This window comes from Rhodopseudomonas pentothenatexigens (assembly GCF_900218015.1).
GTDB lineage: Bacteria > Pseudomonadota > Alphaproteobacteria > Rhizobiales > Xanthobacteraceae > Rhodopseudomonas > Rhodopseudomonas pentothenatexigens.
Window position 1 is genome coordinate 1 of sequence record NZ_UFQQ01000019.1, and the last position, 21,673, is coordinate 21,673.

24 protein-coding genes are annotated in these 21,673 nt (G+C 66.6%); 13 read left to right on the forward strand and 11 right to left on the reverse strand.

The annotated features are described in order from the left end of the window. The first annotated feature begins 229 nt into the window (after positions 1 to 229). Positions 230 to 2,017, forward strand: coding sequence for a DNA mismatch repair endonuclease MutL (mutL, locus tag DWA33_RS17365; protein WP_114359608.1), 1,788 nt, complete (start codon positions 230 to 232; stop codon positions 2,015 to 2,017). Positions 2,018 to 2,238: 221 nt separating this feature from the next. Here mutL and DWA33_RS17370 read toward each other — a convergent pair whose 3' ends face one another. Further along, positions 2,239 to 3,351, reverse strand: coding sequence for a branched-chain amino acid aminotransferase (locus tag DWA33_RS17370; protein ID WP_114359611.1), 1,113 nt, complete (start codon positions 3,349 to 3,351; stop codon positions 2,239 to 2,241). 284 nt (positions 3,352 to 3,635) lie between these two features. Between DWA33_RS17370 and DWA33_RS17375 the strand changes: the two genes are divergently transcribed. The 3 genes from DWA33_RS17375 to DWA33_RS17385 all read left to right on the forward strand — a co-directional run bounded on the left by DWA33_RS17375 (position 3,636) and on the right by DWA33_RS17385 (position 6,579). Beyond that, positions 3,636 to 4,190 (forward strand): MarR family winged helix-turn-helix transcriptional regulator, encoded by a 555-nt coding sequence (locus DWA33_RS17375; protein ID WP_114359613.1) that lies wholly within the window; start codon positions 3,636 to 3,638, stop codon positions 4,188 to 4,190. Further along, complete coding sequence (locus DWA33_RS17380; protein WP_114359614.1) at positions 4,187 to 4,909, forward strand: response regulator; 723 nt, start codon at positions 4,187 to 4,189, stop codon at positions 4,907 to 4,909. Before DWA33_RS17375 ends, DWA33_RS17380 begins: the two co-directional genes overlap by 4 nt. A gap of 281 nt (positions 4,910 to 5,190) precedes the next feature. Continuing rightward, on the forward strand, positions 5,191 to 6,579 hold the full coding sequence (locus DWA33_RS17385) for an ATP-binding protein (protein ID WP_114359616.1): 1,389 nt from the start codon (positions 5,191 to 5,193) through the stop codon (positions 6,577 to 6,579). Between the two features lie 260 nt (positions 6,580 to 6,839). Here DWA33_RS17385 and proC read toward each other — a convergent pair whose 3' ends face one another. Then, positions 6,840 to 7,682 carry a pyrroline-5-carboxylate reductase gene (gene proC, locus DWA33_RS17390; RefSeq protein ID WP_114359618.1) on the reverse strand — a complete coding sequence of 281 codons (843 nt, stop codon included), beginning with the start codon at positions 7,680 to 7,682 and terminating at the stop codon, positions 6,840 to 6,842. Positions 7,683 to 7,886: 204 nt separating this feature from the next. Beyond that, positions 7,887 to 8,387: a type III secretion system chaperone family protein gene (locus tag DWA33_RS17395; protein WP_114359620.1), complete on the reverse strand. Its 501-nt coding sequence runs from the start codon at positions 8,385 to 8,387 to the stop codon at positions 7,887 to 7,889. A gap of 355 nt (positions 8,388 to 8,742) precedes the next feature. On the opposite strand from DWA33_RS17395, the gene DWA33_RS17400 reads away from it, so the two are divergent. Then, positions 8,743 to 9,276, forward strand: a complete 534-nt coding sequence (locus tag DWA33_RS17400) for a 6,7-dimethyl-8-ribityllumazine synthase (protein WP_114359622.1) — start codon at positions 8,743 to 8,745, stop codon at positions 9,274 to 9,276. A 134-nt stretch (positions 9,277 to 9,410) separates the two neighbouring features. Here the strand turns inward: DWA33_RS17400 and DWA33_RS17405 are convergent, their stop codons facing one another. The 5 genes from DWA33_RS17405 to lgt all read right to left on the reverse strand — a co-directional run bounded on the left by DWA33_RS17405 (position 9,411) and on the right by lgt (position 14,146). After that, entirely contained in the window at positions 9,411 to 10,364 is a 954-nt protein-coding gene (locus DWA33_RS17405; RefSeq protein ID WP_114359624.1) for a ribose-phosphate pyrophosphokinase, read from the reverse strand. A 168-nt stretch (positions 10,365 to 10,532) separates the two neighbouring features. Then, positions 10,533 to 11,141 carry a hypothetical protein gene (locus tag DWA33_RS17410; RefSeq protein WP_114359626.1) on the reverse strand — a complete coding sequence of 203 codons (609 nt, stop codon included), beginning with the start codon at positions 11,139 to 11,141 and terminating at the stop codon, positions 10,533 to 10,535. Positions 11,142 to 11,376: 235 nt separating this feature from the next. Continuing rightward, on the reverse strand, positions 11,377 to 12,150 hold the full coding sequence (gene pgeF / locus DWA33_RS17415) for a peptidoglycan editing factor PgeF (protein ID WP_114359627.1): 774 nt from the start codon (positions 12,148 to 12,150) through the stop codon (positions 11,377 to 11,379). Next, complete coding sequence (locus DWA33_RS17420; RefSeq protein WP_114359629.1) at positions 12,147 to 13,286, reverse strand: class I SAM-dependent methyltransferase; 1,140 nt, start codon at positions 13,284 to 13,286, stop codon at positions 12,147 to 12,149. Before DWA33_RS17420 ends, pgeF begins: the two co-directional genes overlap by 4 nt. Next, positions 13,283 to 14,146: a prolipoprotein diacylglyceryl transferase gene (lgt, locus tag DWA33_RS17425; RefSeq protein WP_114359631.1), complete on the reverse strand. Its 864-nt coding sequence runs from the start codon at positions 14,144 to 14,146 to the stop codon at positions 13,283 to 13,285. The genes DWA33_RS17420 and lgt overlap by 4 nt, the downstream gene beginning before the upstream one ends. A 253-nt stretch (positions 14,147 to 14,399) precedes the next feature. Between lgt and DWA33_RS17430 the strand changes: the two genes are divergently transcribed. The 4 genes from DWA33_RS17430 (at position 14,400) to ychF (ending at position 17,554) form a co-directional block, all read left to right on the forward strand. Then, complete coding sequence (locus tag DWA33_RS17430; RefSeq protein WP_011159891.1) at positions 14,400 to 14,678, forward strand: accessory factor UbiK family protein; 279 nt, start codon at positions 14,400 to 14,402, stop codon at positions 14,676 to 14,678. 323 nt (positions 14,679 to 15,001) lie between these two features. Beyond that, the gene (locus DWA33_RS17435) at positions 15,002 to 15,694 is read left to right on the forward strand and encodes a 50S ribosomal protein L25/general stress protein Ctc (protein WP_114359634.1); all 693 of its coding nucleotides are present in this window, start codon (positions 15,002 to 15,004) and stop codon (positions 15,692 to 15,694) included. Between the two features lie 21 nt (positions 15,695 to 15,715). Then, on the forward strand, positions 15,716 to 16,333 hold the full coding sequence (gene pth / locus DWA33_RS17440; protein ID WP_114359636.1) for an aminoacyl-tRNA hydrolase: 618 nt from the start codon (positions 15,716 to 15,718) through the stop codon (positions 16,331 to 16,333). Between the two features lie 123 nt (positions 16,334 to 16,456). Beyond that, positions 16,457 to 17,554, forward strand: a complete 1,098-nt coding sequence (gene ychF, locus DWA33_RS17445; RefSeq protein ID WP_114359639.1) for a redox-regulated ATPase YchF — start codon at positions 16,457 to 16,459, stop codon at positions 17,552 to 17,554. Positions 17,555 to 17,764: 210 nt separating this feature from the next. Here the strand turns inward: ychF and DWA33_RS17450 are convergent, their stop codons facing one another. Continuing rightward, positions 17,765 to 18,058 (reverse strand): DUF4282 domain-containing protein, encoded by a 294-nt coding sequence (locus tag DWA33_RS17450; protein ID WP_114359641.1) that lies wholly within the window; start codon positions 18,056 to 18,058, stop codon positions 17,765 to 17,767. An 85-nt stretch (positions 18,059 to 18,143) separates the two neighbouring features. Between DWA33_RS17450 and DWA33_RS17455 the strand changes: the two genes are divergently transcribed. From DWA33_RS17455 to DWA33_RS25260, 3 genes are all read left to right on the forward strand, one after another. Then, positions 18,144 to 18,623: a MaoC family dehydratase gene (locus tag DWA33_RS17455; RefSeq protein WP_114359643.1), complete on the forward strand. Its 480-nt coding sequence runs from the start codon at positions 18,144 to 18,146 to the stop codon at positions 18,621 to 18,623. Between the two features lie 8 nt (positions 18,624 to 18,631). Then, the gene (locus DWA33_RS17460) at positions 18,632 to 19,114 is read left to right on the forward strand and encodes a MaoC family dehydratase (protein WP_114359645.1); all 483 of its coding nucleotides are present in this window, start codon (positions 18,632 to 18,634) and stop codon (positions 19,112 to 19,114) included. A gap of 148 nt (positions 19,115 to 19,262) precedes the next feature. Continuing rightward, positions 19,263 to 19,412 carry a hypothetical protein gene (locus DWA33_RS25260; protein WP_167443231.1) on the forward strand — a complete coding sequence of 50 codons (150 nt, stop codon included), beginning with the start codon at positions 19,263 to 19,265 and terminating at the stop codon, positions 19,410 to 19,412. 189 nt (positions 19,413 to 19,601) lie between these two features. On the opposite strand, the gene DWA33_RS17465 is transcribed toward DWA33_RS25260, so the two are convergent. Together DWA33_RS17465 and DWA33_RS17470 are read right to left on the reverse strand one after the other, a co-directional pair. Continuing rightward, complete coding sequence (locus tag DWA33_RS17465) at positions 19,602 to 20,042, reverse strand: hypothetical protein (protein WP_114359647.1); 441 nt, start codon at positions 20,040 to 20,042, stop codon at positions 19,602 to 19,604. 206 nt (positions 20,043 to 20,248) lie between these two features. Next, complete coding sequence (locus tag DWA33_RS17470; protein ID WP_114359649.1) at positions 20,249 to 20,680, reverse strand: nuclear transport factor 2 family protein; 432 nt, start codon at positions 20,678 to 20,680, stop codon at positions 20,249 to 20,251. A 393-nt stretch (positions 20,681 to 21,073) separates the two neighbouring features. Between DWA33_RS17470 and DWA33_RS17475 the strand changes: the two genes are divergently transcribed. Beyond that, the gene (locus DWA33_RS17475) at positions 21,074 to 21,520 is read left to right on the forward strand and encodes a DUF1236 domain-containing protein (protein WP_114359651.1); all 447 of its coding nucleotides are present in this window, start codon (positions 21,074 to 21,076) and stop codon (positions 21,518 to 21,520) included. Positions 21,521 to 21,673: the final 153 nt, after the last annotated feature.

Here is a 21,673-nt window from a genome sequence, read left to right on the forward strand (position 1 = left end):
CCACAAAAGGCATCGGCGGTCCTCCCTCCGATGCAGTGTGAACTGTCGACAATCATCCCGGTCCAAACTGTCAGGAATCTAGCCGGTCTGTACCCGCCCGGGGCCCCCCACCCCGGCCTCCGCTTCGCTCGGCCGACCCTCCCCGCAAGGGGGAGGGGATCGGCAGCGCTAGCGTCGCAATTCCTCCTTCGCTCCCCTAAAGTCCGCGCTCTGCCAACCGAGTCGCCGCATGCCCGTTCGCCAACTCCCCGAAACCATCGTCAACCGTATCGCTGCCGGCGAGGTGGTGGAACGGCCGGCGAGCGTGGTGAAGGAGCTGGTCGAGAACGCGATCGATGCCGGGGCCAGCCGGATCGATATCTTCTCGGACGGCGGCGGGCGGCGGAAGATCGTGATCGCCGACGACGGCTCCGGGATGACCGCGGCCGATCTCGCGCTCGCGGTCGATCGCCACGCCACCTCGAAGCTCGACGACGAGGACCTGCTGGCGATCCGCACCCTCGGCTTTCGCGGCGAGGCGCTGCCGTCGATCGGCGCGGTGGCGAAGCTGTCGATCACCACGCGCCATGCCAGCGAGCCGCACGCCTGGGCGATGCGGGTCGAAGGCGGCGACAAGACTCCGATCGCGCCGGCGGCCTTGAGCCAAGGCACCCGCGTCGAAGTCGCCGATCTGTTCTTTGCCACGCCGGCGCGGCTGAAATTTCTCAAGACCGATCGCACCGAGGCCGAGGCGATCCGCGAAGTGGTGCGGCGCCTTGCGATGGCGCGGCCGGACGTCGCCTTCACGCTGGCCGGCGAAGAGCGCGCGCCGGTGACCTGGGCGGCGGCGCTGCCCGGTGCGCCGGGGCAATTGATCCGGCTCGGCGACATTCTCGGCGCAGACTTCCGCGCCAATGCCATCGAGGTCCGCGCCGAGCGCGAGGGCGTCGTGGTCGAAGGCTTCGCGGCGTCGCCGGCGCTGACCAAGGCCAATGCGCTCGGCCAGTATCTGTTCGTCAACGGCCGCCCGGTGCGCGACAAGCTGATCTTGGGAGCGGTGCGCGCCGCCTATTCGGATTACTTGCCGCGCGACCGCCACCCGGTGGTGGCGCTGTTCGTCACGCTGGATAGCCGCGAGGTCGACGCCAACGTGCATCCGGCCAAGACCGAGGTGCGCTTTCGTAATGCCGGCCTGGTCCGCGCGCTGATCGTGCACGCGCTGAAGGAAGGTTTGGCGCGCGAGGGCCGCCGCACCGCCGCCAACAGCGCCGGCAGTGTGATCTCGACATTCCGGCCCGCCGCGATGCCACCGGCGAATTGGGACTGGCGCTCTTCGCCGTCCTATCCGGTAGGCGGCAGTGCGGCGCCGTCGTTCGCCGAGCGCGCGCAGGCGGCGTTCGATGTCGGCGCGCCGAGCGCCGACATCCGTCCGGCCGAGATCACGCCGGATCTGCTCGACCGGCCGCTCGGCGCGGCGCGCACCCAGATCCACGAGACCTACATCGTGTCGCAGACCCGCGACGGGCTCATCGTGATCGATCAGCACGCCGCGCACGAGCGCATCGTCTATGAGCGGCTGAAGGCGTCGCTCGAAGCCAACGGCGTGCAGCGCCAGATCCTGCTGATCCCCGACATCGTCGAGATGGACGAGGCGACGGTCGAGCGCCTGGTCGCACGCGCCGATGAGTTGGCGAAGTTCGGCCTCGTCATCGAGAGCTTCGGCCCCGGCGCGGTGGCGGTGCGCGAGACGCCGTCGCTGCTCGGCAAGACCGATGCCGGCGGGCTGCTCCGCGACCTCGCCGAACACATGGCCGAATGGGACGAAGCGCTGCCGCTCGAGCGCCGCCTGATGCACGTCGCCGCCACCATGGCCTGCCACGGTTCGGTGCGGGCCGGCCGCGTGCTCAAGCCCGAAGAGATGAACGCGCTGCTGCGCGAAATGGAAGCCACCCCGAACTCCGGCCAATGCAACCACGGCCGCCCGACCTATGTCGAACTGACGCTGACCGACATCGAGAAGCTGTTCGGGCGGAGGTAGTTGGGCGTCGACACGTAGTGCGTAGCCGCGCCCCAAGCACGGCACGCTCCCTCTCCCCGCAAGAGCGGGGCGAGGGAGCGTGCCGTGCTCGTGTCGATGGTGTAGCCAACGTCATTCCGGGGCGCGCGTAGCGCGAACCCGGAATCTCGAGGTTGTTACCAAGAGGGATTCCGGGTTCGCTGACTTCGTCAGCGCCCCGGAATGACTCGTGGCGAGGTGCCTCAGAACACCTTCTTGATCCAGCCGTGCTTGTCCTCGGCGCGGCCGTATTGGATGTCGACGAGCTGCTTGCGCAGGCCCATCGCCACCTCGCCGGCCTGGCCGCCATTGATGGTGAAGTCGCCGTGGTTCGAGCACACCTTGCCGATCGGCGAGATCACCGCGGCGGTGCCGCAGGCGAACGCTTCCTTCAGCTTGCCGCTCGCCGCGTCGGCGCGCCACTGATCGATCGTGTACGGCTCCTCGCGGACCACGCGGCCGGCGTCGCGCGCCAGCGTGATGATCGAGTCGCGGGTGATGCCGGGCAGGATGGTGCCGAGCGGCGGCGTCGATAGCGAGCCGTCGTCGAACACGAAGAACACGTTCATGCCGCCGAGCTCTTCGACGTAGCGGCGCTCCAGCGCATCGAGGAACACCACCTGGTCGCAGCCGCGCTCGATCGCCTCGGCCTGGGCGCGCAAAGACGCCGCGTAGTTGCCGCCGCATTTGACGCCGCCGGTGCCGCCGACCGCCGCGCGGGTGTAGTTCTCCGACACCCAGATCGACACCGGGGCGGGGCCGCCCTTGAAGTACGAGCCGACCGGCGAGGCGATCACCGAGAAGATGTACTCCGACGACGGCTTGACGCCCAGGAACACTTCGCTGGCGATCATGAACGGCCGCAGATACAGGCTGCCTTCGCCGCCTGGGATCCAGTTTCGGTCGATCTTAACCAGCTGCTCGATCGCCTCGATGAACACCTGCTCGGGAAGCTGTGCCATCGCCATGCGGTCGGCGCTGTCGCGGAAACGGCGCGCATTGGCGTCGGGGCGGAACAGGTTCACGCCGCCGTCGTCGCGCTTGTAGGCCTTGAGGCCTTCGAAAATCTCCTGCGCGTAGTGCAGCACGGCGTGCGCCGGATCGAGCGGGAAGTTCGAACGCGCCTCGATCCGGGCGCCGTGCCAGCCGTGCGCCTGATCATAGCGGACGATCGCCATATGGTCGGTGAAGACCCGGCCGAAGCCGAGATTTTCCAGCTTCGCGTCGCGTTCCTTGTCGGGCGTCGGGTTCGCCGAGGGCTGGATGTCGAAGTTCAGCCAGAGCGAGCCGTCGATCTTGTCGAACGAAACTCCCATCGATCTTCTCCTGGACCGGCGCGCCTGCGGGTGGCCGTGGTTGTCGCGGATCCGGCTGCGAAAGCCGGCCGCAGAAGGTGGTTATCGGTCCCGGCAGTCGCCGGGAGATGTTTTTGGCGGAATTGCCGAACTCCGGTAATGTTTCGGCCGAGCCGTCCGACCTTCGCATGCACGCCGCCGGGCAGCTTCCTTTATCGGACTGCACGGGCAGGGGTCGCAAGCGGAATAGTCGAATATTTCGTCTTGGTCGGCGGTTTTGTAACATAAAGACCTGATATGTCAACATGGCTGACATAAATTTCAACGAGCTGATCCGGCAGAGCGGTGGGAGCCCGGGGGAAGCAGCGGCCGATGCCGACCCGCAGCCGCCGCGCTGGGACATCATCGAGCTGCTGTTCTTCGCCTATCGCGATTTCGTCGGCGACGCCGACCACGTGCTGGAGGCGTTCGGCTTCGGCCGCGCCCATCACCGCGTGGTGCATTTCGTCTGCCGCTATCCCGGGCTGACGGTGGCCGATCTGCTCGACGTGCTGCGGATCACCAAGCAGTCGCTCAGCCGGGTGCTGAAGCAGCTGCTCGACGAGGGCTATATCGTGCAGAGGGCCGGCGACAGCGACCGCCGCCAGCGCCTTCTTTTCGCCACCGCAAAGGGCGAGGCGCTGGTGGAGAAACTGGCCCGGCTGCAGACCGAACGGATCGACCGCGCGCTGCGCGATCTTCCGCCCGCCGGCGCCGAGGCGGTCGGCAAATTCCTCCGCGCGATGATCGATCGGGACGATCCGGACAAGGTGCTCCAGACCATCCTGCACGGCGGCGCCAGCGCAAAGGACGTGACGTGATCCAGCTCGCAGCACTGGCGAAGAAACCGGTCCGCCCCGCCGACGATGCGCCGCATCTGCTGCTGGTCGACGACGACCGCCGCATCCGCGATCTGCTGTCGCGGTTTCTCGCCTCCGAGGGCTACCGCGTCACCACCGCGCAAAGCGGCCGCGACGCCCGCGCCAAGCTGGCGGGGCTGGATTTCGACCTGCTGATCCTCGACGTGATGATGCCGGGCGAGACCGGCTTCGATCTCGCCCGCTCGATCCGCCAGACCTCCGACGTGCCGATCGTGATGCTGACCGCGCGGCACGAGGCCGAGAGCCGGATCGAGGGGCTGCAGATCGGCGCCGACGACTACCTCGCCAAGCCGTTCGAGCCGCGCGAATTGCTGCTGCGGATCGGCAATATCCTCAAGCGCACCGCGCCGGCCCCGGCTGCGAAGGCCGAGACGGTGGCGTTCGGGCCGTACGTATTTCACATCGACCGCGGCGAACTGCGCCAGGGCGACGAGATCGTCCACCTCACCGACCGCGAGCGCGACATGCTGCGGATGCTGGCGGCGGCACCGGGCGAGACGGTGCCGCGTGGCGATCTCAGCGGCGCCGGCAATGCCAATGAGCGCGCCGTCGACGTCCAGATCAACCGCCTGCGCCGCAAGATCGAGCGCGATCCCGCCAACCCGCTGTTCCTGCAAGCCGTCCGCGGCATCGGCTACCGCCTGGTGGCGGCGCCGTAGCTCCTGATTAGTTTCGTGATGAGCAGAGCTTTGCCCCAGGCACCGTGCAACCTCTCCCCGCCCTGCGCGGGGAGAGGTCGGCGCGCGTTCGCGCGCCGGGTGAGGGGCATGGCACGGCGTCTATTAGCAGCCTCGGCGCGCGCGGATGCGCCGCTGCCCCTCACCCCAACCCTCTCCCCGCAAGGGCGGGGCGAGGGGGCTCGCCGTGCTTTTGGCCAGGGCATTGCCTTCAGCATTGACGCTGAAGCCGGCGCTGCGCGTTCTATCCGGCGGGCCGTGTCATGAGCACGCTCGACACCGGGCTGACGCTGATCCGGTCCGCCTATGGGCGGGTGTCGGCGGCCAATGGTTATCTGGGGCAGCGCTTCAACGACTTCATGCCGAAGGGGCTGTACGCCCGCGCGCTCTTGATCATCATCGCGCCGATGGTGCTGCTGCAGTCGGTGATCGCCTTCGTGTTCATGGAGCGGCACTGGAACACGGTGACGCAGCGGCTGTCGGCGGCGGTGGTGCAGGACATCGCGACGCTGATCGACGTCTACAAGAGCTATCCGCAGGACAAGGACCGCGCCGTGCTGCGGCGGATCGCGCAGACCCGGCTAGGCCTGGTGGTGGATTTCCTCGGTCCCGGCGAGATGCCGCCGCCGGGGCCGAAACCGTTCTTCTCACTGCTCGACCAGTCGATCAGCAAGCAGATCAGCCGGCAGATCGCGCGGCCGTTCTGGATCGACACCGTCGGCCGCTCCAGCCTGGTCGAGATCCGCATCCAGCTCGATGACGCGGTGATGCGGGTGTTCGCGCTGCGCAGCGCCGCCTATGCGTCGAACTCCGAGATCTTCCTGTTATGGATGGTCGGAACCTCGACCGTGCTGCTGATCGTCGCGGTGCTGTTCCTGCGCAATCAGATCCGGCCGATCCTGCGGCTTGCCGATGCCGCGGAGAGCTTCGGCAAGGGCCGCGACGTGCCGAACTTCCGGCCGCGCGGCGCCCGCGAGGTGCGGCGCGCCGCCTATGCGTTCATCGAGATGAAAGCCCGCGTCGAGCGCTCGATCGAACAGCGCACCGCGATGCTGGCCGGCGTCAGCCACGATCTGCGCACCATCCTGACCCGGTTCAAGCTCGAGCTCGAACTGATCGGCGATGCGCCCGAAACCGAGGGCATGCGCAAGGACGTCGACGAGATGTCGGCGATGCTCGAGGCGTATCTGGCGTTCGCGCGCGGCGACAGCGGCGAGCAGGCGCAGCCGACCGACATGGTGGCGGCGCTGGAGGAACTGCGTTCCGACGCCGAGCGCCACGGCCACGTCGTCAGCGTCGCGTTTTCCGGGCAGCCGGTGGTGACCGTGAAGCCGGCCTCGTTCAAGCGCTGCCTCGCCAATCTGGTGTCGAACGCCGCCCGCCACGCCCACACCATCGCGATCACCGGGCAGCGCGATCACCGCTATCTGACGGTGACGATCGACGATGACGGGCCCGGCATCCCGATGGCGATGCGCGAAGAAGTGTTCAAGCCGTTCCTGCGGCTCGACGACGCCCGCAACCAGGACGAAGGCGGCACCGGCCTCGGCCTTGCGATTGCTCGCGACATCGCCCGCTCGCACGGCGGCGACATCACCCTCGGCGACAGCCCGATGGGCGGCCTGCGCGCGACGGTGCGGGTGCCAGTGTAGGCCGAAGCACTTCTACAAATTTCTGCGTCATCACCCGCGCATGCGGGTGATCCAGTATCGCAGAGCGTTACTACTTCACGCGCTCTGGGATACTGGGTCGCCCGGACAAGCCGGGCGATGACGTGTCTTATTCAATGAAGCGTCATCGCCGGGCTAGACCCGGCGATCCATCTTCTCGTGAATGGTCAGCATCTGTCTGGTGGCGCGTTTGCGCGCGATGGATGCGCGGGTCGAGCCCGCGCATGACGTCGGTATCCCGTCTACTTCGCCAATTCCTTCGACCGCTTCGTCGCCGCCGCCACCGCGCGGGTGAGCAGCGGGCGGAAACCGTCCTGCGCCATCAGCACCTCGAGCGCGGCGGCGGTGGTGCCGCCGGGGGAGGTGACGTTCTGGCGCAGCGTCGCGGCGTCGAGGTCGGAGCGGTGCAGCAACTCGCCCGAGCCGGCGACGGTGGCGCGGGCGAGCGTCATGGCAAGGCCCTCTGGGAGACCGGCCTCGACGCCGGCGCGCGCGAGTTCTTCGGCGAGCAGGAACACGTAGGCCGGGCCCGAGCCGGACACCGCCGTCACCGCGTCGATCAGCGCTTCGTCCTCGACCCATTCGACGCCGCCGGTGGCGCGCAGCAGCGCATCGGCGATGCCGCGCTGGGCGGGCGTGACGTTAGGGGCCGCCACCGCGACGGTGATACCTCGGCCGATCGCAGCCGGGGTGTTCGGCATCGCGCGAACGACGTGGCCGCCGAGCTGCTCGGACAGCGCCGCGATCGGCTTGCCGGCCATGATCGACACCACCAGCGTCGACGGCCCGACATAGCCGCGCAGCGCCGCGGCGGCCTCGGCGAACATCTGCGGCTTCACCGCGACCACCAGCGTCGAGACCGCGCCGACATCGGCGGCCGAGGCATTGAGGCGAACGCCGCGCGCGCTCAGCGCCGCGATTTCCTCGGTCGGATGCGGCTCGATCACCACGACGTCGCCGCCGTCCAGCCCTTGCGCCAGCCAGCCGGTCAGCAGCGCGCCGCCCATCTTGCCGGCGCCGGCGAGAACCACCGTGCCGCCGAGCTGTTGCAGGGGAGATTTCGAGGACGTGATCATCGCAAGCATCCATCGGCGCCGCGGTCGGCGGCGTCATCCGGTCAGCGTTCTAGGAGAAGGTGGCAACGCTCACAAGGGCTGAAACGCGCAGGCGGTCTCTCCACGTCATTGCGAGCCTAAGGCGAAGCAATCCAGAGGATCAGTGCACGGAGCCGCTGATTGCTTCGTTGGCTTCGCCTCCTCGCAATGACGGAGAAATCGAGCAGGGAGCCGTCAGGCCTCGCCCTGGGTGTCGAACATCGCGGCACTCATCGCTTCCGCCGCGGTCTTGCCGGCCCACACCGTGAACTGGATCGCCGGGTAGTAACGCTCGCAGGCGTGGATCGCGCTGATCAGCATGGTCTCGCACTGCGCTTCGGTGGCGGCGAGGCCGCCCGGCAGCACCAGCGCTTGGCGGTACATCACGGTGCCGGTGTGATTCCACACGTCGAAATGGCCAACCCAGAGCTGTTCGTTGATCGCTGCGATCAGCCGCAGGGTTTCGGTTCGGCGCGCCGCCGGGACCTTCATGTCGAACGCGCAGGCCAGATGCAGCGCTTCGATCTCGTGCATCCAGGTGAACGACAGCGTGTAGTCGGTCCACTGGCCCTTGGCGACGATGGTGATCTCGTCTTCGCCGGAGCGCTCGAAAGCGAGGTCGTTCGACGCTGCGATGTCTTCGACCACCGCCAGCGGATTATTTCGGGACTCGATGATGCCTTCGAGCAAGGGCATGCCGTCTCGACCTTACGTTGGAATATGCTGATACGCATGAGGCAGGCCGGTACGCGCCTGTACCTGTGCTCGCGTCGGAGGGCTTAGTCCGGACGAACCGAGGTTGCAGGACTGAAATGATGTGATTTGCCGAATCCGTGCAATCCCGCGCTCGCCAATTCCACAACCAAAGAGTAACCCGTCCACAGTCGGATGGATCGCGCGAGAACAAAACGGAATCGGATTCGCGCAGGCCGAGTCTGCGGCGCGGAATTCGCTCCACACGAGTCTTTCGCCGCATCGGCAACCTTTGATTCGTGCCGGTGCGCTGGTAGCCTGGGCCGACCCTTCAGATCACAGCCGAGCGAGCCTGCCGATGACCGAGACCGTGACCGATCCCGCCGAGACTGCACCGCCGCCGGCCGAGCGGTCGTATCCGCGCTTCGCCAAGCCGCAGCGCGTCGCCTTCGTGCAGTCGTCGTGGCACCACGACGTGGTCGCCGGCTGCTGGGAGTCGTTCCTGCGCGAGATCGTCGAGCGCGGCATCGTCGCCTCGCAGGTCGATCTGTTCGAGGTGCCGGGCTCGTTCGAAATTCCGCTGCACGTGCAGATGCTGGCCAAGACCCGGCGCTACACCGCGATCGTCGCCGCCGGCCTCGTCGTCGACGACGGCCTCACCGGCTTCGTCGCCCAGACGGTGATCCAGGCCTTGATGGACGTGCAGCTCAAGACCGAGGTGCCGGTGTTCTCCGCGGTGGCGACGCCGCACAGCTTCGAGCGCGGCGAGGCCGACACCGATCGGTTCCGGCAGCACTTCGCCCTCAAGGGCGCCGAAGTCGCCCACGCCTGCGCCGACACCCTGCTCAGCCTCGAACGCCTCCGCGGCCAGGTCGCGGCGGGGATTGTGTAGTCGACAGACCTCTCCGCCGCGTACACAGCCTCTAGTTCGTCATTCCGGGTTCGCCGCTGAGCGGCGCCCCGGAATGACACAGGGAGAGGCTGACGATTGCGCGCGCCCCAGAATGAGGGGCGCTTGGGGAGTGCTCAGTCGAACAGGCTCGATACCGACTCTTCCGCCGCGGTGCGGCCGATCGCTTCGGCGATCAGGGAGGCGATGGTGATGGTGCGGATGTTCGGCGCCTTGCAGACGCCCTCGGTGGCCTGGATCGAGTCGGTGATCACCAGCTCTTTGAGCTTGGAATTGGTGATGCGGGCGCAGGCGCCGCCGGACAGCACGCCGTGGGTGATGTAGGCGTAGACTTCGGTCGCGCCGTTGGCGAGCAGCGCTTCGGCGGCGTTCACCAGCGTGCCGCCGGAATCGACGATGTCGTCGAGCAGGATGCAGGTGTAGCCGGCGACGTCGCCGATCACGTTCATCACTTCCGATTCGCCGGCGCGCTCGCGGCGCTTGTCGATGATCGCCAGCGGCGCGTTGATGCGCTTGGCGAGGCCGCGGGCGCGGACCACGCCGCCGACGTCGGGCGACACCACCATCACCTTCGACAGGTCGAAGCGTTCCTTGATGTCCCGCACCATCACCGGCGAGGCGTACAGGTTGTCGGTCGGGATGTCGAAGAAGCCTTGGATCTGGCCGGCGTGCAGATCCAGAGTCATCACCCGGTCGGCGCCGGCATGGGTGATCAGATTGGCCACCAGCTTGGCCGAGATCGGCGTGCGCGGACCCGCCTTGCGATCCTGCCGCGCGTAGCCGAAATACGGGATCACCGCGGTGATCCGGCGCGCCGAGGCGCGGCGCAGCGCGTCGGTGATGATCAGGAGTTCCATCAGGTGGTCGTTGGCCGGATACGACGTCGACTGGATGATGAAGACGTCCGAGCCGCGAACGTTCTCCTGGATTTCGACGAAGACTTCGTTGTCGGCGAAGCGGCGGACGCTGGCTTTGGTCAGCGGCATGTTCAGCCACTGCGCGATATCGCGGGCCAGCGCCGGATTGGAATTGCCGGCGACCAGTTTGACCGATCCGTTCTTACCCGACATCGACGCGTCCCCCCTCGGCGCGGTGGATACTACGTTCAGCATATCGGTTGACTCGCGAAATCGGACACTTTTGCGAGCGAGGTGATATCAGCCGCCCGCCAGCGATGGCAACCCATCGTGACGGTTTTCCGACGCGGATTCGACCTATGTCGCGTGCAATGGCGGCGATCAGCGTGCCGCGAAACTCAGGGCTGCAGTACGTGCATCGCCGCTCGCTGCCGGGGTCGGCTCTGCGGCTGCGATCGCCGGCCCGCTCGTCGCCGGCGCCGAAGGTGTGGACGGCTGGGCTGGTAACCCGCCGTTTACCAAGCCGCTCAGCCCGGTGAATCCGGCCTGGGCGATCCGGCGCAGCACGACGTCGTCGGCTTGCCCCCATGCGTCGCGGCCGTTGCCGGCCGGTTCCTCGCCGGACAACCGCAGCGCGCGCTGCTGGTTGCGGTCATAAACGTCCCAGACCCAGGCGATGTTGGTGCGGTTGCCGCGGACCTGCGCCGACAGATAGCTGCGGACGCGGAACGCCGCGCCGGCTTCGCGCGACACCACCGGGATGTTGCGCAGCTTAGATTCGCTGTCGAGCACCGCGACCATGCGGTCGAACACCTGCGGCGGCGGGCCGTCGATCGATTCGAACGCGACGCCGCTGCCGCCGGCCGAGGCCATCGGCCCGGCTCCCGGGCCGCCTTCGGTGACGCAGCCGGCGAGGCCGGTCAGCAGTGCGAGCAAAAGGGCGGTGCGCATCGTGCGCGAGGCGATCAGGCGGGGCAGGCGAGCCGACATGCAGGGTCCCGTCGAAGGCGCGGCGCAGCGGCCGCCGAACGACGAAAAGCGATATCGTTAAAATCCATTAAGGTCCAGCGAGGGACAGATCGCAGGTTAACCTTCGGCCGCCACGCGGGTCTAATTTCTCTAAAGTTTTCAATAGATTGTCGCGATGGTCGCGGCCTGGCACGTAAACGAACGTGGTTAATCCCCGTTCATCTTTGCGCTCCGACCGGCGCAGGATCGCTGGATTTCAGGCGTCCGGGTCCAGCACGATGGCGTGGACGTGGCGGCCGTAGTCGGGCTCGCCGCGATGGGTGGTGCGCCGATAGGAGAAGAACCGTTCGTCCGGATAGGTGTCGAGGCCGAGATCGTCGATCAGCCCGACGCCGGCGGTTTCCAGCCGCATCCGGATGAAGCCGCCGAGGTCGAACATCGCATGAGCCGGCCGCTCGGCCTCGACGAAGAAGGTCGCGTAAGCCGGATCGGCCGCGGTGAAGCGGGCGACGAATTCGTCGCCGACCTCGTATGACGGCTGCCGGATCAGCGGGCCGATCGCGGCGACCACGCCGCTGCGATCGGCGCCGAGCCGCTCCATCGCGGCGAGGGTGGATTCCAGCACACCGGTCAGCGCGCCCTTCCAGCCGGCATGGGCCGCGCCGATCACCCCTGCGGCCGGATCGGCGAACAGGATCGGACCGCAATCGGCCGCGCTGGCGCCGATCGCGAGGCCCGGCGTGCGGGTGACGATGGCGTCGGCCTTCGGCCGGTTCGCTGGCGACCATGGCGTCTCGGCGACCACAACGTCCGGCGAATGCACCTGATGGACGGTGAGGAAACGCTCCGGTGCGACGCCGAGCGCTTCCGCCATCCGCCGCCGGTTCTCGGCGACCTTGGCCGGGTCGTCGTTCGAGCCGACACCTGCGTTCAGCCCGGCATAGATGCCCTCGGACACGCCGCCCTCGCGGGTGAAAAACGCATGGCGCAGACCAGGCGCTGCGCCGAGCAGCGACGAGGTGATGATCATCCGTTGGTCCCCTGCCGGCGCTCGGCGGCGCGGTCGGTATCGTCGCTGAGCGCGACCAGGGTCTCGATCTTCGGATCGGACACGCCGATCACCTTGAACATCGAACCCATCGCGCCGCGGCCTTCGCCGGTCAGGCGCTGCAGCGCGCCGGCGATGTCTTCGGATACCTGCGCCGTGGCCTTGGCCATCAGCGACAGCGCCCGGGTCTCGATGCCGAGCCGCTTCAGGAACGCGCCCTGCGTCACCGGGCCGTGGGCGCGGGCGCCGACGCTCTCGGCGGCGCGGCCGAGCGCGTCGAAATCGACATGCGCGGTGAGGTCGGCGCGGCCGGGGTGCTGCAGCGGATCGGCGTAGCTGTGGCTGGCGATCGCCTGGAAGGTGTCGCCGACGTCGCTGCGCAGATGGCCGTAGTCGATGATCAGGGCTGCGCCGCCCTGGTCGCGCACCCGGCTGGCGATCTCGAAAATTTCGGCGTCCGGCCGCCATTCGAACACCGCGCCGGGCGGCGCCAGCCGCACCAGCGGCGGCAGCAGCGCCTCGAAGCCGGGGATCGGATCGGCGGCGACGCCGAACATCAGTTCGCCCGAGGCGCCGATCTCGATCACCCGCTCGTGCCAGCCGGTTTCGCGCTTGATCGCCTGATGGATCGGCAGCACGTCGAAATACTCGTTGGCGAGAATCACCGCCGGGCCTTCGGGGACGTCGTCGAAGCTGTCGTGCCAGTGAATGTTGCGGATGCCGGCCAGCGTGGTCTGCTGCTTCTGGCGCAGCACCGGGTTGATCTCGACCAGATGCACGCTGAGCGACTGGTACAGGATCGGCAGCACCCGCAGGGCGCGCAGTGCGTCGGCCATCATGGTGCCGCGGCCGGGCCCGATCTCGATCAGGCGCAGCGCCTGCGGCTCGCCGGCGGCTTTCCAGACCGAGGCCGACCACAGTCCGAGCAGCTCGCCGAACATCTGGCTGATTTCGGGCGAGGTGGTGAAATCGCCTTCGCGGCCGAGCGGATCGCGGGTGACGTAATAGCCGTGCTCGGGATGGCCGAGGCACAATTCCATGTAGCGCCACACCGGCATCGGGCCGGCGGCCTTGATCAGCCGCTTGATCTCGGTGGCGAGCGCGGTCTGGTCGATCATGAGGCAGTCTCGCTCGGATGCGTGGCGGCCGCAGCCGCGGTCACCCGCCCGCGGCGCCAGGTCGCGACCATCACGCCGATGCCGACGATCACCATCGGCACCGACAGCAGCATGCCCATCGTCAACCCGCCCCACAGGAAGCCGAGCTGCGGGTCGGGCTCGCGGAACAATTCCCCGGTGATCCGGGCGAGGCCGTAGAAGGTGAGGAATGCGCCGATGATCAGGCCCGGCCGTTTCAATGCGCCGGCGCGGATCATCAGCGCCAGGATCACGAACAGCGCGATGCCCTCCAGCCCAGCCTCATAGAGCTGGCTCGGGTGCCGCGGCAGCGGCCCGGCATTGGGAAACACCATCGCCCACGGCACCGAGGCGTCCGCCGGCCGGCCCCACAATTCGCCGTTGATGAAATTGGCGATGCGGCCGAGGAACAGCCCGATCGGGCCGACCGCGCAGGTGATGTCGCCGAGCGACAGGATCGGCACCTTGCGCTTCCAGCCGAACAGCACCACCGCCAGCACGCAGCCGATGAAGCCGCCGTGGAACGACATCCCGCCCTTCCACAATTCGAAAATCTCCGCCGGATGCCGGATGAAGAACTCGAGATTGTAGAACAGCACGTAGCCGGTGCGGCCGCCGAGAATGATACCGATGGTGATCCACAGGATGAAGTCGTCGAACGCTTCCAGCGAGATCGGCGACGGACCGCCCCACAGCCGCTGCCGCTTCAGGAGCATCCGGGCGTACAGCCAGCCGATCACGATGCCGGCGATATAGGCCAGCGCGTACCAGCGGATCGCGAACGGACCGATCGCGACGGCCACCGGGTCGAACACGGGAAAGGCGACGGCGAAGAATGGCATTGTTCGTTCGGCTTAGCTCCAAAGCCGGCAACGGTACAGCGTCAATTGCCGGCACCGGCACTGCCCCGTCCAGCCAACCGATGCTTAAATCGGCCTTGCGACGGGGGTGCGAACGTCGCAAGGAGAGGCAAATCGGACCGGGCCGGCACCGGCCGCGCCAGCCGGCCTTGAAGGAAGCCCGATCCATCGCCATTGTCACCGCAATGCCCGCTTGGCTTGCAACCGCGCACGACGCGCGACGGAGATCTCGACCATGACCCAGACCAACAACCGGCTTTTCGACGAGATCGGCCGCCTGATGAACGACGCCGCCGGCGCGGCGCAGGGCGTCAAGCGCGAGATCGACGGGGTGGTGCGCAGCCAGGCCGAGAAGATCCTGCGCGATCTCGATCTGGTGAAGCGCGAGGAGTTCGAGGCGTTCAAGGAGATGGTCCGCCTCACCCGCGAGGAGAACGAGGCGCTGAAGGCCCGGATCGCCGCGCTGGAAGCCCGCCAGGGCGGCGGCTCGGAGCCTCCGACCGCGCTGGCGTGAGGACGCAAACGGGCGCCAATTTACCCTGCTTGAGTCCCTCATGGTGAGGAGGCCGCGAAGCGGCCGTCTCGAACCATGAAGGCCGATGAGGCTCAGCCTACACCCGGGCGCATCCTTCGAGACGCCCGCCGCCGCCTTGCTGGCGGCGCGGGCTCCTCAGGATGAGGCCGTGCTCGGGAAGACTTGATTTCCTTGTCATTTGCGGCCTTTGCGGCTAGAACCCGGCCACGTCCGCGGCCCCCGCACCCCTGGAGGCTTGCCGCGACGTCTGCAATGGGCCGCTTTGCGGCCTTTAACTTTTTACAGATCAAGGACTTAAACAGATGACGAGCGTCTTGGAACTGAAGGCGACCGCGCGTCCGAAGAGCGGCAAGGGGGCCGCCCGGGCTGAGCGTCGCGCCGGCCGTGTGCCCGGAGTGATCTACGGAGACAACCAGCCCCCGCTGCCGATCTCGGTCGAAGAGAAAGAGCTTCGCCTGCGGATTCTGGCCGGCCGGTTCCTGACCACGATCTTCGACGTCGTTCTCGACGGTCAGAAGCATCGCGTCATCCCGCGGGACTATCACCTCGATCCGGTCAAGGACTTCCCGGTCCATGTCGACTTCCTGCGGCTCGGCGCCGGCGCCACCATCCGCGTCAGCGTGCCGCTGCACCTGAAGGGTCTCGAAGTCGCCCCGGGCGTGAAGCGTGGCGGCACCTTCAACATCGTCACCCACACCGTCGACCTGGAAGCGCCGGCCGAGAACATCCCGCAGTTCATCGAAGCCGACGTCTCGACCCTCGATATCGGCGTGTCGCTGCATCTGTCGGACATCGCGCTGCCGACCGGCGTCAAGTCGGTGTCGCGTGAGGACGTCACGCTGGTCACCATCGTGCCGCCGTCGGGCTACAACGATGACAAGGCGGCGGCGGGTGCCGCGCCTGCGGCTGCTGCTGCGCCGGCTGCTGCGGCGAAGGCTCCGGCTGCTGCCGCCAAGGCTCCGGCCGCGGCGGCTCCGGCGGCCAAGAAGAAGTAATCCGGCGCGGGGTTCCGCGTCATGCGGCTGTTCGTTGGGCTCGGCAATCCTGGTGCAAAGTACCAGGGCAACCGGCACAACATCGGCTTCATGGTCATCGACGAGATCGCACGGCGTCATGGCTTCTCGCCATGGCGCCGTCGCTTTCAGGGCGAGACCGCCGATGGCGTGCTCGACGGTATGCGCATCACGCTGCTGAAGCCGACCACCTACATGAACGACTCCGGCCGCGCCGTGCAGGAAGCGGCGAACTTCTACAAGATCGGGCAGAACGAGATCGCGGTGTTTCACGACGAGATCGAACTGCCGCCGGCGAAAGTTCGCGTGAAGGTCGGCGGCGGCATCGCCGGGCACAACGGCCTGCGCTCGATCTCGGCGCATATCGGCAACGATTATCTTCGCGTCCGGCTCGGCGTCGGCCATCCGGGCGCGAAGGAGCTGGTGCACAATCACGTGCTCGGCGATTTTGCCAAGAGCGAGCGGCCGTGGGTCGAAGCTCTGTGCGAGATCGCCGCAGACAATGCCGGGCTGATCGCCAAGGGCAAGGATTCGACCTTCGCCAACAAGGTGCACCTGGCGATGCAGGCCAAGGGTTTCTACGACAACGACAAGGGCGAGCCGAAGGGCAGCAACAAGTAACAGCGTCATCGCCGGGCTTGACCCGGCGATCCATCTTCTCGCGAAGGAGATGGATACGCGGGTCAGCCCGCGTATGACGCGGTACCTTAGTTGCGGCGTCGGCCTCGAACAGCAGGACATATCATGGGCTTCAAATGCGGGATCGTCGGGCTGCCGAACGTCGGCAAGTCGACGTTGTTCAATGCGCTGACCGAGACCGCGGCGGCGCAGGCGGCGAACTATCCGTTCTGCACCATCGAGCCGAATGTCGGCGAGGTCGCGGTGCCGGATCCGCGGCTCGACAAGCTGGCCGAGGTCGGCAAGTCGGCGCAAATCATCCCGACCCGGCTGACCTTCGTCGACATCGCCGGCCTGGTGAAGGGCGCCTCCAAGGGTGAAGGCCTCGGCAACCAGTTCCTCGCCACCATCCGCGAGGTCGACGCGATCGCGCATGTGGTGCGCTGCTTCGAAGACAGCGACATCACTCATGTCGAGGGCAAGGTCGCGCCGCTCGCTGACATCGAGACGATCGAGACCGAGCTGATGCTCGCCGATCTCGAGAGCCTGGAAAAGCGCGTCGACAATCTCTCCAAAAAGGCCAAGGGCGGCGACAAGGATTCCAAGGAGCAGCTCGAGCTGGTCACCCGCGCGCTGACGCTGCTGCGCGACGGCAAGCCGGCACGCTTCCTGGAGCGCAAGCCCGAGGAGGAGCGCGCCTTCCGGATGCTCGGCCTGCTCACCTCCAAGCCGGTTCTGTACGTCTGCAACGTCGAGGAAGGCTCGGCCGCCGAGGGCAACAGCTTCTCCGAGCAGGTGATGGCGCGCGCCAAGGAAGAAGGCGCGGTCGCCGTGGTGATCTCGGCCAAGATCGAATCCGAGATCGCGACGCTGTCGAAGGAAGAGCGCACCGATTTCCTCGACACGCTCGGCCTGCACGAGGCCGGGCTCGACCGGCTGATCCGCGCCGGCTACGAACTGTTGCACCTGATCACCTATTTCACGGTCGGCCCCAAGGAAGCCCGCGCCTGGACCATCACCAAGGGCACCAAGGCGCCGCAGGCCGCGGCGGTGATCCACACCGATTTCGAGAAGGGCTTCATCCGCGCCGAGACCATCGCGTATGACGACTACGTCAGGCTCGGCGGCGAAGCCGGCGCCCGCGACGGCGGCAAGCTCCGGCTGGAAGGCAAGGAATACGTCGTCGCCGACGGCGACGTGATGCATTTCAGATTTAATACCTGAGGCTTGGATAAAAGCCTTTGAGTTCGTCATTCCGGGGCGCTCACGAAGTGAGCGAGCCCGGAATCTATACGTCGTAGCGGTGCGGTGACGCACGGCGGCAGTTGACGATCCTCATGCAGGGCAATCAGGCAAGGAGTTATGGATTCCGGGTTCGCGCTGCGCGCGCCCCGGAATGACGAACGAGAGGGCGAGAGCGGCGCGAAGCAGGTGTCACCTGAATCCCTGCTGATCGCGGATCGCGCCGAGGTGTTCGTTGATGCGGAACACGATCAGCACGAATTCGGCGACGATGCGCGAGAACACGATCCCGACCAGGATCGAGGCGAGGCTGGACAGCACCAGGATGAAGCCGCCGAACGGGCTCACCGCCATCGTCGCCAGCCCGGAAAACACACCGGAAATCCCGAACAGCACCGTCACGGCGATCACCAGCCAATAGAACGTCTTGATGATGGTCGGCGTGATGAAACGGTCCCATTGAAACAGGTCCCGAAAATTGAACATCGGTGGTCTCCCCCAACAAACCGAATGATGGGCTTGTGATCGACCGCAATAACGGCCACAATCGGGCCTCCCACCAGCAAATGCCATGACAACCCTGTTCTTTGAAAATTTCGCGCCCGGCCATTTCGGCCGCTATGGACCTCGCCGTGTGACGCGCGAGGAGATCATCGCTTTTGCTTCGGAATACGATCCGCAGCCGATGCATCTCGACGACCACGCCGCCAACGCCTCGATGCTGAAAGGCATGTCGGCCTCCGGCTGGCATCTGTCGTCGCTGATGATGCGCATGATGTACGACGGCTTCATCAAGGACGCCGCCTCACTCGGCTCGCCGGGCGTCGACGAGATGCGCTGGATGTCGCCGCTGCGCCCGGGCGACGATCTGATGCTGGACGTCGAAGTGATCGAAGCGCGGGTGTCGAAGAGCCGGCCCGAAACCGGGATCGTCACCTTCAAGTGCTACGTCCGCAACGGCCACGGCCAGATGCTGAGCGAGATGGTGTCCCCGATCATCTTCAAGCGCCGCGACGCGGCCGCCGCGCCGGACGCCGGCAGCAACGGGTAGCGATCACCATGCGTTTTCTCGAAGACATGACGATCGGCGAGCGCCACGAGATCGGCTCGTTCGCCTTCACGGCCGACTCGATCAAGACGTTCGCGGCGCAGTTCGATCCGCAGCCGTTCCATCTCGACGAGGAGGCCGGCAAGAACTCGCTGTTCGGTGGCCTCGCCGCCTCCGGCTGGCACGTCGCCGCGGTGTGCATGAAGCTGATGGTAGCGAACGCCCAGCGCGAAGCCGCCGAGGCCGCGAAGCGCGGCGATCTGGTGGCGACCGGCGGTCCGTCCCCGGGTTTCCGCGAGTTGCGCTGGCTCAAGCCGGTGCTGGCCGGCGACACCGTCACTTACTACAAGCAGATCGAGAATCTGCGGCCGTCCGATTCGCGCCCGCAATGGGGAATCATGCAGGCCCGTAACACCGGGATCAATCAGCGCGGCGAGGTGGTGTTCTCGTTCCTGGCGACGGCTTTCGTGCCGAGGCGGCCGAACGCCGCGTGAAGTGAGGCGAGGCGGCAACAGCCGTTCGCATTTTAACCAAATGCGTGGCTTTTCCGCGAGACGGCGCCGGAACGGCCGGGATATTAGGAAGTTGTGAACCTTGCGGGCGTCACGGTCGACGAACGCAGGGCTGAGGGAATTGAGGACAATGGCTGACCAAGCTGGACTGAAATGGGTGGGGGTTATCTTCGCCACCGTGACGCTGGCGGTGATGATCACCACCGGGATGGTTGTGAAGGGTTATGCGGTGGGCTCCTACAGCCTCGAATCCGCGACGACGACTCTCTCCGACCGCTGAGCGGTTACCGGCCGGCACCAAGCCGGCCTCGACATCTTCGATCCGACCGAATTTCGAGATCGACGACAAAAAAGCAGCCACCTCGCGATGGCTGCTTTTGTCGTTTTGAAGTGCGGATTTATTGAACCGGGTTTTCACCAGCTCGGCTGGGCCGCCGCCGCTTCCGGCCGCGACCGCCGGTTGGCCGAATCAGCCGTGACGCAGCGTCTCGGCGGTGCGCTTCCACTGCGCGACATTGTCGGCGATCATCCGGGTCGACTTCATCGCCGCCTGGCTGAGCTGGGCATAGCTCGAGATCTCGCGCTGCACCCGCTGGCCTTCGGCGTGCAGCAGGTCGCGCAGCGCCTCCAACTCACCGATCAGGCTCTCGATCTCGCCGAGCGAAGTGCCGGCGACGCGCTGGATCAGCGAATTGACGTTGTTGACCGCGGCTTCCGCGCTGCCCTCGAGGCCGAGCGTCGAGGCCGGAACGGCCGAGGCGTCGGTGGTCGAGGTCGTCGCTGAGGGCCGGCGCAGATAGGCGATGTCGTTGCGGACGAAGTCGCGGATGCCCGCTTCCACCTCGGAGACGGCAGCGAGGTTCTCGTCGGTTTCGGGCGTCTCGATCTTTTCGGAAGGAATGGCGTTCATTCGGTTGGTCCCCTGTTTGAGCGTCACGCCGCGCGAGGATCCCCCGCACGTCACCTGTGGCTGCATAACTCCAGCGCAATTTGACCGCATCGCGGCCGTTCTGCGGCGCCGCCTCGGTGTTTCGGCGACAATCCTCAACGTCGTATTAACGCCGTCGCCGCCGAGCGGCGGCGCTGCGGATCGGGCCGATCTCGGCGGGGTGCCGCTCAGGCGATCTTCGGCAGATGGATCGGGCGGCCGAGCGCCTGTTCGACCAGGTCGAAAGTGTCGAGCACCATCCGCAGATTGGTGAGCCTGCCGTTCTGAAACTGCGTGAACAGCGCCATCCGCACGCTGATCGGACGGTTGGTATCGTTCGCGGTCAGGGTGTAGCGCACCATCGATGCGGCGGAGTCGAGCCCGAGCATCACCGACTCGCGGTGATAGCGATAGATCCGCACGCAATCGGCGATCTGCCGGCAGACTTCGAGCACCGCCGGCTTGCCGTGGCGGGCTCCGAAGAACGGAAACATGTCGACCGGGCCGTAAATCGCCCAATCGATGTTGTCGTCGATGATGGCGGCGAGGTCATCCTGCTGGCGGTCGGTGAGGGCGCGATGCAATGCACGCGAGAACCGCCAGAGACTGTGCTCTGTCATTGGCAATCTCGTTCAGTTGATGTGGATGCAAGCAGCGGCACCTGGGCATCATCAGTGACGACGCCGTGCCCTTCGCGATTTGCTGCGCGGATTAGCCCAATTAGTTACAACGAAAGTCAAATGCAATCGATTTTTTGTGCATTGCACAAAATCTGTTGACGGTTCCCGAAATGCCTCAAATGCGGGCATCGGTCAGCGTTCCTTAGCGGGCTCGGGCGAGCTGCCTCGAGGGCTGGACTCACACCGTCGTGACGACATGGCCGACCTTTAACGAAACGTTAGCACGCGGGGCCGCGTTGCCCTTGCATCCGAGCGCGGCGGCGGCTGGAGGTCGGCGTCGGTCGTTCGGTTCGGGGGGGCGACATCGAACCCGAACGAAAGGAAGGATCATCCATGAAACAGCACCTGTCGATCGTGTTGGCGACCGCGCTGGCGTTCACTGGCGCATCCGGTGCGTTCGCGGGCACCATGTCCCAGAACAATGCCTCGACCGGAACCGACCGGAGCGATGCCTCGAACGCGATGAAGCGTGGCGACCGGATGGAGCACGCCACCACCGGCTCGGCCGCGCCGCACGGCAGGCTGACGCTGTCGGATTCGCAGAAGCAGAAGCTGTGGAGCGATCTCAGCGGCAGCGCGCAGCGCCAGACCCCGCCGGCGAACTTCATCGGCAAGGTCGGCGAAGTGGTGCCGAACGACGTCCGCACCCGGCCGTTGCCGTCACAGGCCGCGAGCGAGGTTCCGGTGATCCGCAACTATCACTTCGCGATGCTGGACGACCGGATCGTGCTGGTGAACCCGCAGACCAACAAGGTCGCGGGCATCATCCGCCAGCAATAAGCCGCCGGCAATCAGCGGCCCCGGGCGCTCCGCGGCGCGGAGCGCTTCGATCGGCGGCCGGTCGTGCCGGACCGGATCGACGGTCTGGTAGCAATGACCGGTCGCGCCGTGCGGATGCGGCGGTTCTCTCCAGCGCCGCCGCATCCTGCCGGC

What these genes read in the sequence shown, in the direction of transcription:
- DWA33_RS17375 (WP_114359613.1), top strand. Translation starts at nt 3,636, where the DNA reads ATGGCTGACATAAATTTCAACGAGCTGATCCGGCAGAGCGGTGGGAGC.
- DWA33_RS25260 (WP_167443231.1), top strand. Translation starts at nt 19,263, where the DNA reads ATGGCTGACCAAGCTGGACTGAAATGGGTGGGGGTTATCTTCGCCACC.
- DWA33_RS17370 (WP_114359611.1), bottom strand. Translation starts at nt 3,351, where the DNA reads ATGGGAGTTTCGTTCGACAAGATCGACGGCTCGCTCTGGCTGAACTTC.
- mutL (WP_114359608.1), top strand. Translation starts at nt 230, where the DNA reads ATGCCCGTTCGCCAACTCCCCGAAACCATCGTCAACCGTATCGCTGCC.
- DWA33_RS17475 (WP_114359651.1), top strand. Translation starts at nt 21,074, where the DNA reads ATGAAACAGCACCTGTCGATCGTGTTGGCGACCGCGCTGGCGTTCACT.
- DWA33_RS17385 (WP_114359616.1), top strand. Translation starts at nt 5,191, where the DNA reads ATGAGCACGCTCGACACCGGGCTGACGCTGATCCGGTCCGCCTATGGG.
- DWA33_RS17420 (WP_114359629.1), bottom strand. Translation starts at nt 13,286, where the DNA reads ATGATCGACCAGACCGCGCTCGCCACCGAGATCAAGCGGCTGATCAAG.
- DWA33_RS17450 (WP_114359641.1), bottom strand. Translation starts at nt 18,058, where the DNA reads ATGTTCAATTTTCGGGACCTGTTTCAATGGGACCGTTTCATCACGCCG.
- DWA33_RS17460 (WP_114359645.1), top strand. Translation starts at nt 18,632, where the DNA reads ATGCGTTTTCTCGAAGACATGACGATCGGCGAGCGCCACGAGATCGGC.
- DWA33_RS17455 (WP_114359643.1), top strand. Translation starts at nt 18,144, where the DNA reads ATGACAACCCTGTTCTTTGAAAATTTCGCGCCCGGCCATTTCGGCCGC.
- pth (WP_114359636.1), top strand. Translation starts at nt 15,716, where the DNA reads ATGCGGCTGTTCGTTGGGCTCGGCAATCCTGGTGCAAAGTACCAGGGC.
- DWA33_RS17410 (WP_114359626.1), bottom strand. Translation starts at nt 11,141, where the DNA reads ATGTCGGCTCGCCTGCCCCGCCTGATCGCCTCGCGCACGATGCGCACC.
- DWA33_RS17400 (WP_114359622.1), top strand. Translation starts at nt 8,743, where the DNA reads ATGACCGAGACCGTGACCGATCCCGCCGAGACTGCACCGCCGCCGGCC.
- DWA33_RS17395 (WP_114359620.1), bottom strand. Translation starts at nt 8,387, where the DNA reads ATGCCCTTGCTCGAAGGCATCATCGAGTCCCGAAATAATCCGCTGGCG.
- lgt (WP_114359631.1), bottom strand. Translation starts at nt 14,146, where the DNA reads ATGCCATTCTTCGCCGTCGCCTTTCCCGTGTTCGACCCGGTGGCCGTC.
- DWA33_RS17435 (WP_114359634.1), top strand. Translation starts at nt 15,002, where the DNA reads ATGACGAGCGTCTTGGAACTGAAGGCGACCGCGCGTCCGAAGAGCGGC.
- pgeF (WP_114359627.1), bottom strand. Translation starts at nt 12,150, where the DNA reads ATGATCATCACCTCGTCGCTGCTCGGCGCAGCGCCTGGTCTGCGCCAT.
- DWA33_RS17430 (WP_011159891.1), top strand. Translation starts at nt 14,400, where the DNA reads ATGACCCAGACCAACAACCGGCTTTTCGACGAGATCGGCCGCCTGATG.
- proC (WP_114359618.1), bottom strand. Translation starts at nt 7,682, where the DNA reads ATGCTTGCGATGATCACGTCCTCGAAATCTCCCCTGCAACAGCTCGGC.
- ychF (WP_114359639.1), top strand. Translation starts at nt 16,457, where the DNA reads ATGGGCTTCAAATGCGGGATCGTCGGGCTGCCGAACGTCGGCAAGTCG.
- DWA33_RS17405 (WP_114359624.1), bottom strand. Translation starts at nt 10,364, where the DNA reads ATGTCGGGTAAGAACGGATCGGTCAAACTGGTCGCCGGCAATTCCAAT.
- DWA33_RS17470 (WP_114359649.1), bottom strand. Translation starts at nt 20,680, where the DNA reads ATGACAGAGCACAGTCTCTGGCGGTTCTCGCGTGCATTGCATCGCGCC.
- DWA33_RS17465 (WP_114359647.1), bottom strand. Translation starts at nt 20,042, where the DNA reads ATGAACGCCATTCCTTCCGAAAAGATCGAGACGCCCGAAACCGACGAG.